The sequence below is a fragment of the Streptomyces sp. NPDC050617 genome (assembly GCF_040654795.1).
In the GTDB taxonomy this organism is placed as follows: domain Bacteria; phylum Actinomycetota; class Actinomycetes; order Streptomycetales; family Streptomycetaceae; genus Streptomyces.
In genome coordinates this window covers 105,623-122,185 of record NZ_JBFAIS010000015.1, presented here as the reverse complement: position 1 = coordinate 122,185, position 16,563 = coordinate 105,623, and the positions used below count along the sequence as shown (strand labels likewise).

Genomic DNA, 16,563 nt, shown 5'->3' with positions numbered 1-16,563 from the left:
TCGGTATATGTATGCTCGTACCCGCAAAGAGGACACCAACTCCCCAGCGTGTGCACGCCGTCGCCGCGTGCCGCCCTCGTCAGCCGTGGGCCGGTCCGGCCCTTCGGCACCCCTCCATCGACCCGCGTACAGACCGCCATCGCCGAGTCGATGCTGTGCGCAATCCCACCCCGCCCTCGGCCAGTCACGGCCGCATGTAAGGAGAGAGACATGCGCTACGGAAACGCGCTGCGCGAACAGATCCACACGCCCGATACGACCCCGCTCGTCGGCATCTACGACATGTACTCGGCCTCGGTCGCCGCCCGGCACTACGACGGGTTCTTCGTGTCCGGGTTCGGCTTCGCGGCCTCGCACTACGGGCTGCCGGACATCGGGTTCATCGCGTGGCCGGACATGGTCGCGTTCGTCGAACGGCTCCGGCTGGCCTTCCCGACCCACCATCTGCTGGTCGACATCGACGACGGCTACGTCGACCCGGAGGTCGCGTGCCACGTCGTGCAGCGGCTGGAGCGGACCGGCGCGTCGGGCGTCATTCTCGAGGACCAGCAGCGCCCGCGCCGGTGCGGCCACGCCGACGGCAAGCGGGTGCTGCCCCTGGAGGAGTACCTCCAGAAGCTGGACCTCGTCCTCCGGAGCCGTCGGGACCTCGTGGTCGTGGCGCGTACCGACGCCACCGAGGAGGAGGACATCCTGCGCCGCGCCCAGGCGCTCGCGGAGACCGACGCCGACGTGGTGCTGGTCGACGGGGTGCGGGACGTCGAGTGGATCCGCCGGATCCGCAAGGTCATCAACGACAAGCCGCTGCTCTTCAACCAGATCGCGGGCGGCAAGTCGCCGCGGCTCTCGCTCTCCGAACTCACGGCCCTGGAATGCCAGGTGGCCATTTACAGCACGCCCTGCCTGTTCGCCGCCCACACCGCCATCGACACCGCGCTCGGCGAGTTGAAGAAGGCCGACGGCCGGCTCCCCGAGTTCTCACCCTCCACGTCGGTGGGCGTACGCGCGTCCACCGAGCTCCTGGAGAAGAACATCAGCCGGCACCACCCCCAGGAAACCCAACTCGCCTCCGTCTGAGGCGGATCACTTTTCGGGGCACCCGCGCGCCATGCGTGGGTGCCCTTGCCGACGTCAGATCCGATGGCTATGTATGAGAAGCGGTAACAGCATGATGGGATTCACCGTGCACAAGGCACGGAATACCTTGGCAATCGGCGTCGGCCTGCTGTGCGCGGCGCAGTTCGCGGACGGAACCGCGTGGGCCGACGCGCCCGATGGCGGCATGGAGACGCATCACGGCTCCTCGCTGATCACGATCGACAATTCGAATGCCGATTCGTGGCTGGAGATCGACAGGACGCTGAATGTGCTCGGTCCGTTCAGCAAGGGAACGGCCGGCAGCGACCACGACGGCGGCGGGGGCGCCATCGACCAGCATTTGTCGTGCTCGGAGGGCCATGTTCAGGCCGCGCCCGTGGAACGCGGTGAGGAGAGGGAAGAGGAGGGCCGGGGGTCCGCGGCGCACGGCGGCGATGATCCCGAAGGGGACGCCGACCACGGCTCGTCGCCCGCCGACCATCAGAAGCCCGGAGCCGGCGGCCCCGCCCCCCGGCCCGCGAACCAGTGCATGCCCCGCACGTCCTCGCCCCGGGAAGGAGGCCCGGCATGCCCGTGACCCTGCTCCGGCACCGCTGGCTGCGCCGCGTCGACTGGTACATCGTGGCGCTGCTCTCCACCATCGGCCTCGCGACCTTGCTGCCCGCCCGCGGCGCGTCCGAGGACGCCCTCGGGGCGGCGACCAGCGTGGCGATCGGGCTGCTGTTCTTCGTCTACGGCGCCCGGCTCTCCCCGCAGGCCGCGTTCTCGGGGCTGCGGCACTGGCGGCTGCATCTCTCCATTCTCTCTTTCACCTTCGTCGTCTTCCCCGTCCTCGGCCTGGCGTTCACCACCCTGCCGCCCTACGTGCTCGGCGCGGAACTCGCTACAGGCCTGCTCTTCCTGTGCGTACTTCCGTCCACCGTCCAGTCGGCCGTCGCTTTCACGTCTTTGGCACGGGGAAATGTGGCCGCGACGGTCTGCTCCTCGTCGTTCTCCAGCCTGCTCGGCGTATTCCTGACGCCGCTGCTCGCCGCGCTTCTGCTCCAGGGGGAATCTGAGGGGGGCATGCGTTTCTCGGCGGATCAAATGCTGAGCATCGTGGTGCAGCTTCTGGTGCCGTTCGGACTGGGACAGGCGGTACGGCCCTGGATCTCGGGCTGGATCACCCGGCACCGCCGCATCACGATGGTGTGCGACCGGGGGTCCATTCTGCTGGTGGTCTATTCCGCGTTCGGGAAAGGGGTCGACGCCGGTATCTGGGGGCGGCTCTCTCCGGTACGGCTCGGTGTGCTCCTGGCGCTGTGCGCGCTGCTCCTGGCCCTTGTGCTGGCGATGAGCACATGGGCGGCGAAGAGGCTGGGCGCGGGCCACGAGGACCGGGTCACCATCGTCTTCTGCTCCTCGACGAAGAGCCTGGCCAGCGGTCTGCCCATCGCCAGCGTGCTGTTCGCCGGGCAGGACGTGGGCCTGGCCGTGCTCCCCTTGATGCTGTACCACACGCTTCAGCTGATGGTCTGCGCCGTCATCGCCCGCCGCTGGAGCGAACGGCCCGTGGCGGACGTTCAGCAGCCGGCGGCCGCCTCCGCCGCCGCGGAGGCCCCGGCCGTCAGAGCCTGAGGGACAAGCAAGAGGGGCGGCCCTCCGTCCGGCGCTTCGCCCGTCAGTTGCCCCAGGGCGACTGACGGGCGAAGCTTCGTCCCGTTCGGGTGAGCATTCGGGTGAGCGAAATTATCGGGAGTTCGTCACCCGATATTCGTCAGGGCGTCGAACGCGGCGTCGGGCAGGGTGATTTCGGCGGCCCGTACGTTCTCCTCCAGATGCTCTACGGACGAGGTCCCCGGGATCGGGAGCATCACCGGGGAACGCTTCAGCAGCCACGCCAGGGCGAGCTGTGACGGGCTCGCGCCGAATTGCCGTGCCTGGGCGGCGAGGGGGCCGTCGGTCTTCGACAGCTCCCCTGTGGCCAGGGGGTACCACGGGATGAAGCCGATGCCGTTGTCCGTCGCGTACTCCAGCAGCGGCTCGGCCTTGCGGTCGGCGAGGTTGAACAAATTCTGCACCGAGGCGATCGGGGTGATCGCCGACGCCGCTTCGACGTCGGCGACGGAGACTTCGGAGAGTCCGATATGGCGGATCTTCCCCTCCTGCCGCAGCAGCTCAAGCTCGCCGACCTGCTCTTCGAGAGGCACCTTCGGGTCGATGCGGTGCAGCTGGAAGAGGTCGATCCGGTCCAGGCCCAGATGACGGAGGCTCATCTCGGCCTGCTGGCGCAGGTATTCCGGCCTGCCGACCGCAAGCCACTCGCCGGGGCCCTGACGGGTCAGGCCCGCCTTGGTCGCGATGACCAGGTCGTCGGGGTACGGGTGGAGCGCCTTCTTGATGAGCGGTTCGGCGACGACGGGGCCGTACGAGTCCGCGGTGTCGAGGAAGTTCACCCCGAGGTCCACGGCGCGGCGCAGCACGCGGACGGCTTCGTCCGGATCTCTGTGGTCGCCCCAGATGCCGGGGCCCGTCATCTGCATGGTGCCGAGGCCGAGACGGGTGACGGGAAGGTCATTGCCCAGGCTGAACGCCCCGGCTGCCGTCGCGGGTCTGTGGAGCGTGGTCGCCCTGTCGGTGGTCATCGACGGTCTCCTCAGTGGGTTCTTGTCCGGATGTGCTGGTCAGCGTGCGTCCGTTCGGTCGTCCCAGGGGCGCCAGTGGCCCGTGGTGTCGACGGTTCCCAACTGCTGGTCGGCGAAGTGGACACCGTATCCGTAGACGCCGTCCTGGGCGAGAAGGCCGATGAGCCGGCGGCGTGAGCGTTCGGCTTCGGCGCGGTCGTGGTCGAGGACGACTGCCCAGTCGGGGTGCGCGACCTGGACGGGTGAGTGCATGGCGTCGCCGAAGGCGACGATGCGGCGGCCGTCGCCGGTGTCGAGGATCCAGGCGGTGTGGCCGGGGGTGTGGCCGGGCAGCGCCCAGGCGCGGACGCCTTCGGCTATCTCGGTCCCGTCGGCGACGGCCGTGGTCCGCTCCCTCTCGCCCGCGAGGCGTTCGCCCGAGGCGGGGGCGGCGCCTTGGCTGTCGTCCGAGGCGGAGGCGGCGCCTCGGAGTTCGAGTTCGCCTTCGCCGACGATCCACCGCGCGTTGGGGAAGAGGCTGTGCGGGCCCTCGACCGCGTCGGGGCGGGCCCAGCCGGAGTGGTCGTCGTGCAGGTGGGTGAAGGCGACCGTCTCCAGCTCGGCCGGGTCCACGCCGAGGCTCGCCAGGGACGCGGGCAGGTCTTGTACGTGCTCGAAGCCGTGCTGGAAGTGCTCCGTGTCCTCGCCCGAGATGCGTCCGTGGCCGGCGTCGAGGAGCACGCGGGTGCCGCCGCGCTCGACGAGCAGCGCCCCGCACCCCATGGCCAGGTGCTCCGCGTCCGTCATGTGGTGGCGGTGCGGGTGCCAGTCCGCCGCGGCGGAGGCGGGGTAGACGCGCGTCGGGATCATCGCGACGCCCGCGTCGGGGACGTAGCTCAGGGTGAGTTCGCCGATGGTCCGCGTCCACAGGCGGGGCAGCCGGGAACCGGAGTCGTCGGCGGGGTGGCTCTGACGGATGTCGTCCATGGTGGAAGTGGTGGCCTTCTCGGTTGGTCTGCGGTGGTGGTCGGCGGGGCGCGGTGCGCTCACCGCGTCAGCTCGCGGATCGGTTCTCCGGCCGCGTACGCGCGGATGTCGTCGAGCGCGTCGCGGTAGAAGACGGCGTAGGTGTCGGCGGTGACGTAGCCCAGATGCGGGGTGAGCACCGTCCGCGGGGCGCTGCGCCACGGGGAGTCGGCGGGCAGCGGCTCGATGGAGTGGACGTCGAGGGCGGCTCCCCCCAGCGTCCCGGCGGTGAGAGCGGCCAGCAGCGCCTCCTCGTCGACGACGGGGCCTCGGGAGGTGTTGATCAGCAGCGCGTCCGGCCGCATCCGGGCGAGTTCGTCGCGGCCGATGAGTCCGGCGGTGCGCGGGGAGAGCTTGACGTGGAGGGTCACCACGTCCGAGGTCTCCAGCAGTTCGCGCTTGCTCACCGGGGTGACGCCCAGCGACTTCGCGTGCTCGGCGTCGAGGTGGGCGCTCCAGGCGACGACGTCCATGCCGAAGGCGAGGCCGACCCCGGCCACGCGGCTGCCCACGCCGCCGAGGCCGATGACGCCCAGCCGGGCCCCGTACAGGTCGCGCCCTACGGTGCGCTGCCAGGCGCCTTCGCGCAGGTTGCCGTCCTCGGCGGGGAGGGAGCGGGCCAGGGCGTGGATCAGGCCCCACGTCAGCTCGGCCGTCGGGGTGAGTCCGGCGGGGCGGGTGCCCGAGACCGTGATGCCTCGCCGTCGGGCTTCGGCCACGTCGATGGAGGCGTTGGCCGGGCCGGTGGTCACCAGCAGGCGGAGACGGGGCAGGCTGCCGAGCACTTCGGCTGGGAAGGCGGTGCGCTCGCGCATGGCCACGACGACGTCGTACGGCTCCAGCGCGGCGATCACCTCGTCCGGGCCGCCCAAGTGGTCGGTGAATACGGTGAGTTCGGGGCTATCGGGCAGGGCGCTCCAGTCGGCGTACTGGTGGGCGACCCGCTGGTAGTCGTCCAGGATCGCCACTCGGCGGATCTCAGGCATGGGCGTTCTCCTTCCGGTGCCGGTTTCCAGGGCAGCACTCGCTCTCACTGCTGAGCGTGCTGCCGCTTCGGGGGCCGCTCTCGCACTGGTACCCGTTGCCGGGCCGCTGCTCGCTGTCGCGGCCCGTGCCCGTACCGCGTCGGTCTGCCGCGCCGGCCTCTGCCGTCACCACTGGGTCGGCGACCGGTCCGGCGCCGAGCTCGGCGACCGGTTCGGAAGGACTCGGGCGGAGGAGTTCGAGGCACCAGATGCCGACGCCGATCAGCGCGGTCACGGCGCCGAGCGCGCAGACCCCGGCCCAGCCGAGGGCGGGGTACAGCGCCGACGCCAGGGCGGAGGCGACGGTGCTCCCCGCGAACGACGCGACCATGAGGGCCGTCGTCACCCGGCTGCGGGCGTGCGGGACGCGGCGGTAGAGCACGCTCTGATGGCTGATCAGCAGGGCCTGCTGGGCGAGGTTGAGCGCCATGATGCCGACGATCAGCGCGATCAGGCCGCCGGGACCGCCCGTTCCGGCGAAGGCCAGGACGCCCCAGCTCGCCGTCAGCAGGACCAGTCCCCCGGTCGCGACCTGGCGGCCGCGGCCGCGGTCCGCGAACCGGCCGGCCGCCACCGCGGCGACGGCTCCCACGACCCCGGCGAGCCCGAACAGGCCGATGACGGCGGGCCCGTACCCGTAGGCCGGACCGGCGAGCAGGAACGACGACGCGGTCCACAGGATGGTGAAGCAGCCCATGCCGACCGCGGCCAGGCCCATGCGGCGGCGGAGCAGCGACTCGGTGCGTACGAGCGTCAGTACGGAGCGCAGCAGCTGGGGGTAGGGGGTGTTCCGGGTCGGCGGCACCGGGCGCAGCACTACGCGCAGGGTGATCGCCAGCACCGCCATGACGACGGCCGCGAAGACGAACACCAGCCGCCAGTCGCCGAATTGGGCGAGCACGCCCGCGGCGGTGCGGGCGAGCATGATGCCGACGAGGAGGCCGCTCATGACCGTGCCCACCACCGAGCCGCGTTCGTGGTCGGCGGCCAGCGAGGCCGCCATCGGCACCACGATCTGTGCCACGGCGGAGGTGACCCCGACGATCGCGACGGCGGCGTACAGCGCGTTCAGGGAGGGGGCGGCGGCCGCGCCGAGGAGGGCGACGGCGCTCAGGCCGAGGAGCACGCTCACCAGCCGGCGGCGTTCGAGCACGTCGCCCAGGGGTACGAGCAGCGCCAGCGAGAGCGCGTAGCCGATCTGGGAGGCGGTGACGACGAGGCCGCCGGCGCCTTCGGAGACCCCCAGGGCTCGGGAGATGACCGGCAGCAGCGGCTGGGCGTAGTAGATGTTCGCGACCGCCGCGCCGCAGACCACCGCGAGCAGCAGGACTGTCGCGCGGCTCAGTGGCGACCGGTCGCCGGCGGCGCCCTGCCCAGATTGTGGATCGTTCATGCCAGAAGTCTTGCCGCCGCCGGTCGCGGCGGTCAAGCTGTTTCGGATTGAACGTTCCATAAGTGAGGGGTGTCACACATCGCCGACCCCCGCCGGGGTCGGCGGCGCCCTTATGGAGCGGATAGTCCAATATGGAGACGCAAGGAAGCGCTCCCCGCGCCCGCCGGGGTGCTCGCGCCGCGACGCAGGAGGTTCATGTGCCGTCCGTAGGCCGCCCCCGTGCCTTCGACATGGAGACCGTGCTGGAGGCCGCTATGCGGCTGTTCTGGGAGCAGGGCTACGAGGCCACCTCGCTGGCACAGCTGCGCGCGGCCACCGGTCTGTCCTCCGCGAGCCTCTACGGCACCTTCGGCTCGAAGGAAGGGCTGTTCGAGCGGGTCGTGGAGCACTACGCCCAGGGTCCCGGCGGCGTCACCGACGTCATCGCCGACGAGACGATCAGCCCGCGGGAGGCCGTCGCCTGCCTGCTGCACGGCTCGATCGACATGCAGGCCGACTCCGGCCACCCCGTCGGCTGCCTCATCGCCCTGTCCGGCACGACGCGCGCGCCGGGCGAGGATCAGGCCGGCGTGCGCGCGGCCGTCGCGTCGCGCCGCGCGGCCGACCGGGAGCGCATCAGGGCATGCGTGGAGCGAGGAGTCGCCGCAGGCGAACTCGGCGCCCGCACCGACGTCGACAGCGTCACAGCCATGATCCACACCTTCCTCCTGGGGCTCTCCACGCAACTGCGCGACGGGGTGCCGGCGGCGACGCTGCACTCCGCGGTCGACGCGCTGCTGACGGTCTGGGGCCCGACCGCGGAGGCGTAGCGACGGCTCCTCGTCACCGGATCGGAGACCGTCACGCCGTCATAGGGGCAGGACGCAGCCCAGCGACGACGTGGCGAAGGGCGGGCCGGAAGGCGTGAGGGCGCCGGTGTCGCGGTTGACGGTGTAGACGCCGACCGTGTTGCCGTATTGGTTGGCGGTGAACAGGAGCGCGCCCGTCGGGGACAGGCTGAGGTGGCGGGGCCAGGAGCCGCCGCTGGGGACCGTGTCCAGCAGGCGCAGGCCGGCCCCGGCCTCGGTGACGGCGAAGCGGGCGACGCTCTCGTGGCCGCGGTTGGAGAGGTAGAGGAAACGGCCGTCGGCCGAGACCGCCACCTCGGACGGGTAGTTGCGGACGGCTTTCGCCGAGCGGGCGGGCACCGTGGGCCGGCTCTCGCCGCGCGTCAGGGCGCCGGTCGCCGGGTTGTAGGAGTAGACGGTGACGGTGCTGTCGAGCTCGTTGGCCACGTAGGCGTACGGGGCCGTCGGGTGGAAGACCATGTGCCGGGGGCCGGCGCCCGGCGCCGAGCGGACCTCGGAGACCGCGCGGAGGGCGCCTCCGGCGTCGAGCCGGTACGTGTACACCTTGTCGGTTCCCAGGTCGACGGCGAAGACGTACGCGCCCTTGGGGTCGGTGATGATCTGGTGCGCGTGCGGGCCTTCCTGGCGGCTGGGGTCGGGTCCGGAGCCGGTGTGCTGCACGAGTCCCGTGCGCGCGCCCACGCTCCCGTCGCCGCCTATGGCGTGGGCGGCGACGCTGCCGGCGCCGTAGTTCGCGCTGAGCAGGTAGCGGCCGCCGGGGTGGACGGAGAGGTGGGTGACGTTGGCGCCGCCGGTGGACCGCGCCGGGCCCAGAGCGGTCAGCGCGCCGCCCGTGCCGATGGCGAAGGCCCGTACCGCGCCCTGCCGTCCGCCGTTGTCCAGCGAGTAGAGCACCTTGCCGCCGGGGCCCGCCGCGAGGAAGGAGGGGTTGGCCACCGCCGGGAAGCCGCTCCGCCGGGTCAGCGCGCCGGTCGCGGTGTCGTACGCGCAGGAGATGATCCCGTTGCCGTACGTCCCCAGGAACGCCTGCCCCACGGCGGCGTCGGGTTCCCGGTCGGAGGGCGCTCGCAGAGCGCGTGCGACGGGCGCCTGGGCGCCGAGTGCGGCGGCGCCCAGCAGCCCGATGAACGAACGGCGGCCGAGGCCGGAGCTCCGAGCGGCTCGCTCGGGATGATCGGGGTGCTCGGGGGGATGTGGGGGCATGGCGGGCACCTTTCGACACCTGAGAGGGGATGACACGCGTCGGAGGCGGAGTCGGCGCGACCTCCGCGCGTCATGTCATGCAATCGTCAATAGCATGGCGGCCGACACCCGCTTGGCCCAGACCAATTGCCGCCATCCGCTCCGCTCCGGCCTCTCACGGCCCCGCGCGAGCCGAGACCGTCAGGACAGGCGCGGCTGACCGTTCGAAGCGGTCAGTCCGCCGTCGACCGGAATGTGCACGCCGTTGACGAACCGGGCGGCGGAACTGGCCAGGAAGAGGATGACGTCGGAGACTTCGTCGGCTTCCGCGGGGCGCCGCATGGGCGTCCGCTTGCGGTACTCGGCGAGCAGCTCCTCGTTCCCGGTGAGGGGCGCGGCCAGCGGGGTGCGGGTGAGGCCCGGATGCACGGCGTTGACGCGTACGCCCTCGTGGCCGTGGTCGAGCGCCATGGCGTTGGTCAGGTTGACCAGCGCGCCCTTGGCGGCGTTGTAGGCGACCAGGGCCCAGTCCGCCCGCAGCCCGGACACCGAGCCGACGTTGACGATGTTGCCGCCGACGCGCCGCAGATGGGGCAGCGCGGCCCTGGATGCGAAGAAGACGCCGTCGATGTCGACAGCCATGATCCTGCGCCACGCGGCGGTGTCGGTCTGCTCCGCCGTTCCGGCTTTGGCGGTGGCCGCGTTGTTGACCAGTACGTCCAGGCGGCCGTACTCCTCGGCCGTGTCCGAGACCAGCGCGGTGACCGCGGCCTCGTCGGCGACGTCCACGACGCGCGTCACGACCGTCGCGCCGGAGGGCGCTTCGGCGGCGGTCGCCTTCAGCTTCCCCTCGGTCCGTCCGGCGGCGATCACCGTCGCGCCCTCGCTCGCGAAGCCGCGCACGGCGGCGGCGCCGATGCCGGACCCGCCACCGGTGACGATGACGACCTTGCCCTCGAAGCGGTTCGCTTCCACAGCAACTCCCCACTCATATATGGCCAGTTCACACGACAGTACGCGGGGACCACAGCGCCGCGCACCACCGCGTTCCCCGCGCTGCACACCTCGCGGGGCCGCAGGCATGGCGCACCCTGGCGAACTGCGGTGACGGCGTCAAAACAGTGGATTAGACCGCCGATTGCGGGCAGGGAATCAGAAGACCCTTTCACCAGCCACCCCCACCCCCCTCGGAACGGACCGCTCATGATCGGACCGTACGGGCGCTGAACCACCCGTACGCGCGCGCGTGGCCCCTCGTGCGGGGAAGAACGGAGACTGCACATGGCCCGCCACGCCCCCAACACCCTGCTGTCCGCGTTACTGGTGGAGGCCGACTGGTCCTCGGGCGGGCTGGCGCGTGCGGTCAACGTGCTCGGCACCGCGCAGGGTCTGACCTTGCGCTACGACCGCACGTCGGTGGCCCACTGGCTCAGCGGCTCCCGGCCCCGGCCGCCCGTTCCCGAGCTCGTCGCCTCCGCCTTCAGCCGCCGCGTGCGGCGGGTGGTCACCGCCGAGGACACCGGACTGCTCCAGGCGCCGCAGGCGACCCGGCCGTTCCCGCCCTCCCCCGCGTCGGGGGGAGACGCCCTGCGCCGCCTGACGGCCCTGTGCCGCACGGACGCCGACCCCGCCCGCCGGGCCGTGCTGGCCCGTACCACCGCCTACACCCTGACCGCCCTCAACCCGCCCGCCTGGAAGCCGCCGTCTCCCCCGGCCCCGCCGCGCGGGCCGGAGGGCCAGGCGACCTCCGCCGACGCCCTGGCGTTACAGGCGATGACCGAGACCTTCGCCTCCCTCGCCGAACGCCATGGCGGCGCCCACATCAGGTCCGCGCTGACCGCCTACCTCGCCGAGGGCGCCGGCCGGCTGATCACCGCCCCCGCCCCCCACGCCTTACGCCGCGACCTGCTGACCGGCACCGTCCAGCTCACTCACCTGCTCGCCGGCATGACCGACGACTCCGGCCACCACAGCCTGGCGCAGCAGTACTTCCACACGGCGCTCCAGCTGGCCCAGGAAGCCGGCAACCGCCGGCTGTACGCGGTCACGCTGCGCGCCATGAGCACGCAGGCCCTGAACCTGGGGCACCCGGACCACGCCCTGACCCTCGCCGACACCGCGGTGGACGCCGCGGGCGCCGGCGCCGGGCCGGCCACCCAGTCGTTCCTCCTGGCCCAGCGCGCCCATGTCTACGCCAGGCAGCACCAGCCGCGCCGCGCCCTGGCCGATCTGACCGCGGCGGAACGCCACCACGAGCAGGCCTCCAGCCCACCCGGCCCCTTCACTGCCTACCCGCGGGCCGGCCTGGACTACCAGCGCGCGCAGGTCCTGCGCGCGCTGGACGACCCGTCGCAGGCGCTCTCCGCCCTGTCGGCCTCCGCTCGGCACCGCGCCCCCACCCAGCGCAGGGCGCACATCCTCACTCAGGCCCGGCTCGCCGAGACCCTGCTGTCCATGGGGCACGTGGAAGCGTCCTGCGACCACTGGCACACCTTCCTGGACCAGTACCCCCACCTGCACTCCCAGCAGGCCGACCGCGCGCTCGCCCTCCTCCTGGAGAGTCTGCGCCGCTTCCCGCGCCAGCCCCAGGCGACCGCTGTCCGCAAGCGCGCGCTCGCCCTCGCGCGCCTCCGCCCCGCTCCGTGATTCGGCCGGTCGGATCACGCGTCCCTCGCCTCCCGCGCCGCACGCTCCTGTCGCCCCGCCTCCATGCCGGAGGCGGGGCGTTCGAGGGCGCCCGCCGCGGCGCTCGGCATCACCTCGCCCTGTGCCCGCTCACTCCTCGGCTCCGGCGAACTTCGCTTCTCGCTCGGCCTCCGGGCGGGGCAGCCCCCTTCCCCCGTGTCGGCTCTGAAGCCGCCCTCCCTCAGCAACTCGACGGAACGGTTGAGTAGTTGATCGCAGATGAGGAGGGGGGCGCAGAACCTGAAGGGATCGTCCATCCCTTCTGCATACGTGCTCCGTGCCGCCCGCGCCAGGGCAACGCCGAGGCCGGAGGCGTCACCCACCCGAAGAAACGTTCCTCATTCGTCCACATGCCGGACGCGGCGGAGGCTAACGGACGGAGGGCCGGGAACGGCGCGTTCCGTGCGGGGTTCGCGCCGGCCCGCGAGCCGCCTCGCGCCGAGGCACCAGAGGACCATCGGCGCCCCAGGAACCCCCCGGAGACTCGCCAGTGCGTGTGCGTTCAACGCGTGCACGCACTCACGCACCGGGGCGCTTGTCCGGCCCCGGCGGCCGTGGCCTGCTGGACATGAGCCCGCAAGGCGCCGGTCCCATCCCGCTCCCACCATGAGCGGGCGGCAGCCGACGGGCCCCGCCCCCGGCGACCTCGCCCTTTCACGGGAGGACTTGTGATGGCCACGACCGCGTTCACCGCATCAGCCGACGGCGCCGATCCCGGCGTGGCCGTACTGGAGTGGGCCCGCCAGCTGACCGGTCCGGCGCTGCGCAGGTGGACCGAGCTGCTGCCGCCGGCCGTGGCCGGCTGGGCGGGCTACCACCTGGGGTTGCAGGACGAGACCGGGCGCCCGCCGCGAGGGTACCGGGGAAAGGCGGTGCGCCCGGCCCTCGTCCTCAGCTGCGCCGAGGCGGCGGGCGGGGCGGCGCGGGACGCGGTGCGCGCGGCGGTGACCGTCGAGCTGGTGCACAACTTCTCGCTCCTCCACGACGACGTCATCGACCAGGACGCGCTGCGCCGCCACCGGCCCACCGTCTGGAAGCTGTTCGGCGTTCCGGCGGCGATCCTCACCGGGGACGCCCGGCTGGCCCTGGCCCATCGCGTCCTCGCGACCGCCCCCGGCCCGCGGACGGCCGATTCGATCGCCATGCTCGGCCACGCCGTGGAGGGGCTGGTCGAGGGGGAGGCGATGGATGTGGCCTTCGAGCGGCGCCCGGAGGTCACCACGGCCGAGTACGCCGCGATGGCCACGGCCAAGACCGGGGCGCTGACGGGGGCCGCGTGCGGCCTGGGCGCGCTGGCAGGCGGCGCGGACGTCGAACGGGCCCGCTTCTTCACGAAGTTCGGACGGCATCTTGGCCTGGCGTTCCAGATCGTGGACGACCTCCTCGGAATCATCGGTGATCCGGGGACGACGGGCAAGCCGGTGGGCGGCGACCTCGCCGCACGCAAGAAGACCTATCCCGTAATCGCCGCCCTCGCCTCCGACACGGAGCAGGGCCGGACGCTGGCCGGGATGTACGCGAGCGGCGCCCCGCTGTCGGACGCCGACCTGCGGTGGGCGGCACTGCTGGTCACGGATGCCGGCGGCGTACGGGCAGCCCGTAGCGCGGTCGACCAGGAGCTTGAGGCGGCCTTCGCCGCACTGGCCGAGGCCGACCCCGCCCCCGAAGCCCGACGAGATCTGATGGCGCTGGCCCGAGTGCTCACCCACCGCGACGACTAGTGCTCGCCCACCGCGACGACTGAGGAGTGGACCCGTATGCCGCACGACCAGCACACCAACGGCCCCGACGACGGAGCGGCCGCTACCCCACCGGCACCGGGAGGCGGCCGGGCACGCACGGTCGTCCTGGCCTCCCCCCGCTCCTTCTGCGCCGGGGTGGAGCGCGCGATCGAGGTCGTCGAGACCCTGCTGGACCAGCGTGACGGCGCCGGACAGCCGGTGTACGTCCGTAAGCAGATCGTCCACAACACCCATGTGGTGCGGGGGTTGGAGCGGCGCGGAGCGGTCTTCGTCGATGAGCTCGACGCGGTGCCCGACGGGGCGCTGGCGGTGTTCTCCGCACACGGCGTATCCCCCGCCGTGCGGGCCGAAGCCCGCCGCAGGGGGCTGCGCGTGGTGGACGCCACGTGTCCGCTCGTGACCAAGGTGCACTCCGAGGCGCGCCGCTTCGCGGCCCGGAACGAGCCCGTGGTGCTGATCGGGCACGCCGGGCATGAGGAGGTCGAGGGCACCCTGGGCGAGGCCCCGCAGGCGTCGGTGCTGGTCGAGAGCGTCCAGGACGTGGCGGAGCTGGATCTGCCCGAGGACGCCGAGGTCGCCTACCTGACCCAGACCACCCTGGCCGCGGACGAGACCCGCGACGTCATCGCCGCGCTCAAGAACCGGTTTCCGCGTGCCCACGGCCCCGGCGCGGACGACATCTGCTACGCGACCACCAACCGGCAGCTCGCGGTGGAGGCGGTCGCGTCGGAGGCGGACGTGGTCTTCGTGGTGGGGTCGGCGAACTCCTCCAACTCCGTGCGCCTGACGGAGGTCTGCCGGCGGCTCGGCACGCCCGCCCACCTCGTCGAGGACGCTCACGCGATCCGCCCCGAGTGGGTGGCGGACGCGGACACCGTCGGGCTGACCGCCGGGGCCTCCACCCCGCCCCCGCTGATCGAGGGCGTCATCGCGTTCCTGCGCACGCTGGGCCCGGTGACCGTCGAGGAACGCAGCACCACCATCGAAGACGTCCACTTCGCCCCGCCTGCCGCCGTGAGGACCTGATGACCACACTCGCCCCCGCCCACACCGCCTATCCGCTGCTGTCCGGGATCGCCTGTCCGCAGGATCTCCGCGGCCTCTCCGCCGGGAAACTGGAGGAGCTGGCCGAGGAAATCCGCGCCTTCCTCATCGAGAAGGTCACGGCCTCCGGCGGCCATCTGGGCCCCAATCTGGGGACCGTGGAGCTGACCCTGGCGCTGCACCGGGTCTTCGACTCCCCGCACGACACGCTGCTCTTCGACACGGGCCATCAGGCCTATGTCCACAAGCTGCTCACCGGCCGCGCCGAGGGCTTCGACCGGCTGCGCCGGGCCGGGGGCCTGTCGGGCTATCCGAGCAGTGCCGAGTCGGAGCACGACGTCATCGAGAACTCCCACGCCTCCACGGCCCTGGCCTATGCCGACGGCCTGGCCAAGGCCCGTCAGCTGGCGGGCGAGAGCGACCGGGCGGTGGTGGCGGTCGTCGGCGACGGGGCGATGACCGGCGGCATGGCCTGGGAGGCCATGAACAATATCGGCGGCGCACCCGACCGTCCGGTGATCGTCGTCCTCAACGACAACGAACGCTCCTACGCGCCCACCATCGGGGGTCTCGCCGACCATTTGCAGACGCTGCGGACGGAGACGCGGGACGACGCCGGGTGGCTGAGCCACCGCCGGCCGTCCGACGAAACCACCGGCGCCCCGGATGGTGCGAGCGCCGGCGCCGCCGGGCCGCTGCCGGTGGCGCCGAGCCTCTTCGAGCAGCTCGGCTTCGCCTACCTCGGCCCCGTCGACGGCCACCACCTGCGCTCGGTCGAGGAAGCCCTCCAGATCGCCCGCGAGATGCGCGTGCCGGTCGTGGTCCACGCCGTCACCGTCAAGGGCAAGGGCTACGAGCCGGCCGAGAGCGAGCCGGCGGACTGCATGCACGCCGTCGGCGTCCTCGACCCGGCCACCGGCAAGCCCCGGTCCGGCAGCTCCTCGCCCACCTGGACGAACATCTTCGCCGACGAGCTGTGCGCGCTCGGCGCCCGGCACGAGGAGCTGGTGGCGATCACCGCCGCGATGCCCGGCCCCACCGGTCTGGCCCGCTTCGGCCGGTGCTACCCCGACCGGTTCTTCGACGTCGGCATAGCCGAGCAGCACGCCGTCACCTCCGCCGCGGGGCTGGCCGCGGGCGGGCTGCACCCCGTCATCGCCGTCTACGCCACCTTCCTCGGCCGCGCCTTCGACCAGGTGCTGATGGACGTCGCCCTGCACCGCCTGCCGGTCACCTTCGTGCTGGACCGGGCCGGCATCACCGGTCCCGACGGACCGAGCCACCACGGCATGTGGGACCTGACGCTCCTCGGCGCCGTGCCCGGCATCCGCATCGCCGCGCCCCGCGACGCCGCCCAGCTGCGGCTGCTCCTGGCCGAAGCCGTCACCTGCGCCACGGGCCCCACCGCGCTGCGCTTCCCCAAGTCCTCGGTCGGCCGCGACATTCCCGCCGTCGAGCGCCGCGGGCCGCTCGACGTCCTGTACCGCAAGGGGTACCCGGACGTGCTGCTCGTCGCCGCCGGGCCGCTCGCCGAGCCCGCCCTCGAAGCCGCCGACCGCCTCACCCGTCACGGCGTGGGGGTCACCGTCGTCGACCCGCGCTGGGTCCTGCCCGTACCGTCCGAACTGACCGAGCTGGCCGTACGCCACCGCCTGGTCGTCACCATCGAGGACAACACCCGGCACGGCGGCGTCGGCACGGCCGTCGCCCGCGCGCTGGCCGACGCCGGCGCGACCGTGCCGATCCGCGCCCTGGGGCTGCCCGGCCGCTTCATCGCGCACGGCACCCGGGGCGAGCTGCTCGCCGCGGCCCGCCTCGACGCCCAGGGCATCGCCCACTCCGTGCTCCGCGCCCGCGCCGGGCACCCCGCCCGGGCGGCGGAGCTCGACGCCGCCCAGCACGTACGGAAGGTCTGAG

14 protein-coding genes are annotated in these 16,563 nt (G+C 72.5%); 8 read left to right on the top strand and 6 right to left on the bottom strand.

The window, feature by feature from the left end; all coding sequences use genetic code 11:
• Positions 1 to 210: 210 nt before the first annotated feature.
• The 3 genes from AB0I49_RS21060 (at position 211) to AB0I49_RS21050 (ending at position 2,715) form a co-directional block, all read left to right on the top strand.
• Entirely contained in the window at positions 211 to 1,077 is an 867-nt protein-coding gene (locus tag AB0I49_RS21060) for an isocitrate lyase/PEP mutase family protein (protein ID WP_363228535.1), read from the top strand.
• Between the two features lie 94 nt (positions 1,078 to 1,171).
• Complete coding sequence (locus AB0I49_RS21055; RefSeq protein ID WP_363228534.1) at positions 1,172 to 1,675, top strand: hypothetical protein; 504 nt, start codon at positions 1,172 to 1,174, stop codon at positions 1,673 to 1,675.
• Positions 1,666 to 2,715 (top strand): bile acid:sodium symporter family protein, encoded by a 1,050-nt coding sequence (locus AB0I49_RS21050; RefSeq protein ID WP_363228533.1) that lies wholly within the window; start codon positions 1,666 to 1,668, stop codon positions 2,713 to 2,715. The genes AB0I49_RS21055 and AB0I49_RS21050 overlap by 10 nt, the downstream gene beginning before the upstream one ends.
• A 125-nt stretch (positions 2,716 to 2,840) precedes the next feature.
• Here the strand turns inward: AB0I49_RS21050 and AB0I49_RS21045 are convergent, their stop codons facing one another.
• Genes AB0I49_RS21045 through AB0I49_RS21030 form a run of 4 tightly spaced genes read right to left on the bottom strand, consistent with a single transcriptional unit; the run spans position 2,841 to position 7,145 of the window.
• Complete coding sequence (locus AB0I49_RS21045) at positions 2,841 to 3,722, bottom strand: aldo/keto reductase (protein ID WP_363228532.1); 882 nt, start codon at positions 3,720 to 3,722, stop codon at positions 2,841 to 2,843.
• A gap of 39 nt (positions 3,723 to 3,761) precedes the next feature.
• The gene (locus tag AB0I49_RS21040; RefSeq protein WP_363228531.1) at positions 3,762 to 4,751 is read right to left on the bottom strand and encodes an MBL fold metallo-hydrolase; all 990 of its coding nucleotides are present in this window, start codon (positions 4,749 to 4,751) and stop codon (positions 3,762 to 3,764) included.
• Complete coding sequence (locus AB0I49_RS21035) at positions 4,748 to 5,713, bottom strand: D-2-hydroxyacid dehydrogenase family protein (protein ID WP_363228530.1); 966 nt, start codon at positions 5,711 to 5,713, stop codon at positions 4,748 to 4,750. Before AB0I49_RS21035 ends, AB0I49_RS21040 begins: the two co-directional genes overlap by 4 nt.
• The gene (locus AB0I49_RS21030; RefSeq protein ID WP_363228529.1) at positions 5,706 to 7,145 is read right to left on the bottom strand and encodes an MFS transporter; all 1,440 of its coding nucleotides are present in this window, start codon (positions 7,143 to 7,145) and stop codon (positions 5,706 to 5,708) included. Before AB0I49_RS21030 ends, AB0I49_RS21035 begins: the two co-directional genes overlap by 8 nt.
• A gap of 197 nt (positions 7,146 to 7,342) precedes the next feature.
• Between AB0I49_RS21030 and AB0I49_RS21025 the strand changes: the two genes are divergently transcribed.
• A complete protein-coding gene (locus AB0I49_RS21025; protein WP_363228528.1) occupies positions 7,343 to 7,954 on the top strand; it encodes a TetR/AcrR family transcriptional regulator in 612 nt (203 codons plus the stop codon).
• A 39-nt stretch (positions 7,955 to 7,993) separates the two neighbouring features.
• Here the strand turns inward: AB0I49_RS21025 and AB0I49_RS21020 are convergent, their stop codons facing one another.
• Both AB0I49_RS21020 and AB0I49_RS21015 read right to left on the bottom strand, forming a co-directional pair.
• Entirely contained in the window at positions 7,994 to 9,196 is a 1,203-nt protein-coding gene (locus AB0I49_RS21020; RefSeq protein ID WP_363228527.1) for a lactonase family protein, read from the bottom strand.
• A gap of 180 nt (positions 9,197 to 9,376) precedes the next feature.
• The gene (locus AB0I49_RS21015) at positions 9,377 to 10,150 is read right to left on the bottom strand and encodes an SDR family oxidoreductase (RefSeq protein ID WP_363228526.1); all 774 of its coding nucleotides are present in this window, start codon (positions 10,148 to 10,150) and stop codon (positions 9,377 to 9,379) included.
• A gap of 306 nt (positions 10,151 to 10,456) precedes the next feature.
• Between AB0I49_RS21015 and AB0I49_RS21010 the strand changes: the two genes are divergently transcribed.
• The 4 genes from AB0I49_RS21010 (at position 10,457) to dxs (ending at position 16,562) form a co-directional block, all read left to right on the top strand.
• Positions 10,457 to 11,821 (top strand): hypothetical protein, encoded by a 1,365-nt coding sequence (locus tag AB0I49_RS21010; RefSeq protein WP_363228525.1) that lies wholly within the window; start codon positions 10,457 to 10,459, stop codon positions 11,819 to 11,821.
• Positions 11,822 to 12,531: 710 nt separating this feature from the next.
• Complete coding sequence (locus tag AB0I49_RS21005; protein ID WP_363228524.1) at positions 12,532 to 13,581, top strand: polyprenyl synthetase family protein; 1,050 nt, start codon at positions 12,532 to 12,534, stop codon at positions 13,579 to 13,581.
• Positions 13,582 to 13,617: 36 nt separating this feature from the next.
• Positions 13,618 to 14,628 (top strand): 4-hydroxy-3-methylbut-2-enyl diphosphate reductase, encoded by a 1,011-nt coding sequence (gene ispH / locus AB0I49_RS21000; RefSeq protein WP_363228523.1) that lies wholly within the window; start codon positions 13,618 to 13,620, stop codon positions 14,626 to 14,628.
• On the top strand, positions 14,628 to 16,562 hold the full coding sequence (dxs, locus tag AB0I49_RS20995; RefSeq protein WP_363228522.1) for a 1-deoxy-D-xylulose-5-phosphate synthase: 1,935 nt from the start codon (positions 14,628 to 14,630) through the stop codon (positions 16,560 to 16,562). Before ispH ends, dxs begins: the two co-directional genes overlap by 1 nt.
• Position 16,563: the final 1 nt, after the last annotated feature.

Bases quoted from the DNA above. Each gene is read 5' to 3' on its own strand.
- AB0I49_RS21060 (WP_363228535.1), top strand. From the start codon at position 211: ATGCGCTACGGAAACGCGCTGCGCGAACAGATCCACACGCCCGATACG.
- AB0I49_RS21010 (WP_363228525.1), top strand. From the start codon at position 10,457: ATGGCCCGCCACGCCCCCAACACCCTGCTGTCCGCGTTACTGGTGGAG.
- AB0I49_RS21035 (WP_363228530.1), bottom strand. From the start codon at position 5,713: ATGCCTGAGATCCGCCGAGTGGCGATCCTGGACGACTACCAGCGGGTC.
- dxs (WP_363228522.1), top strand. From the start codon at position 14,628: ATGACCACACTCGCCCCCGCCCACACCGCCTATCCGCTGCTGTCCGGG.
- AB0I49_RS21020 (WP_363228527.1), bottom strand. From the start codon at position 9,196: ATGCCCCCACATCCCCCCGAGCACCCCGATCATCCCGAGCGAGCCGCT.
- AB0I49_RS21005 (WP_363228524.1), top strand. From the start codon at position 12,532: ATGGCCACGACCGCGTTCACCGCATCAGCCGACGGCGCCGATCCCGGC.
- AB0I49_RS21045 (WP_363228532.1), bottom strand. From the start codon at position 3,722: ATGACCACCGACAGGGCGACCACGCTCCACAGACCCGCGACGGCAGCC.
- AB0I49_RS21050 (WP_363228533.1), top strand. From the start codon at position 1,666: ATGCCCGTGACCCTGCTCCGGCACCGCTGGCTGCGCCGCGTCGACTGG.
- AB0I49_RS21030 (WP_363228529.1), bottom strand. From the start codon at position 7,145: ATGAACGATCCACAATCTGGGCAGGGCGCCGCCGGCGACCGGTCGCCA.
- AB0I49_RS21055 (WP_363228534.1), top strand. From the start codon at position 1,172: ATGGGATTCACCGTGCACAAGGCACGGAATACCTTGGCAATCGGCGTC.
- ispH (WP_363228523.1), top strand. From the start codon at position 13,618: ATGCCGCACGACCAGCACACCAACGGCCCCGACGACGGAGCGGCCGCT.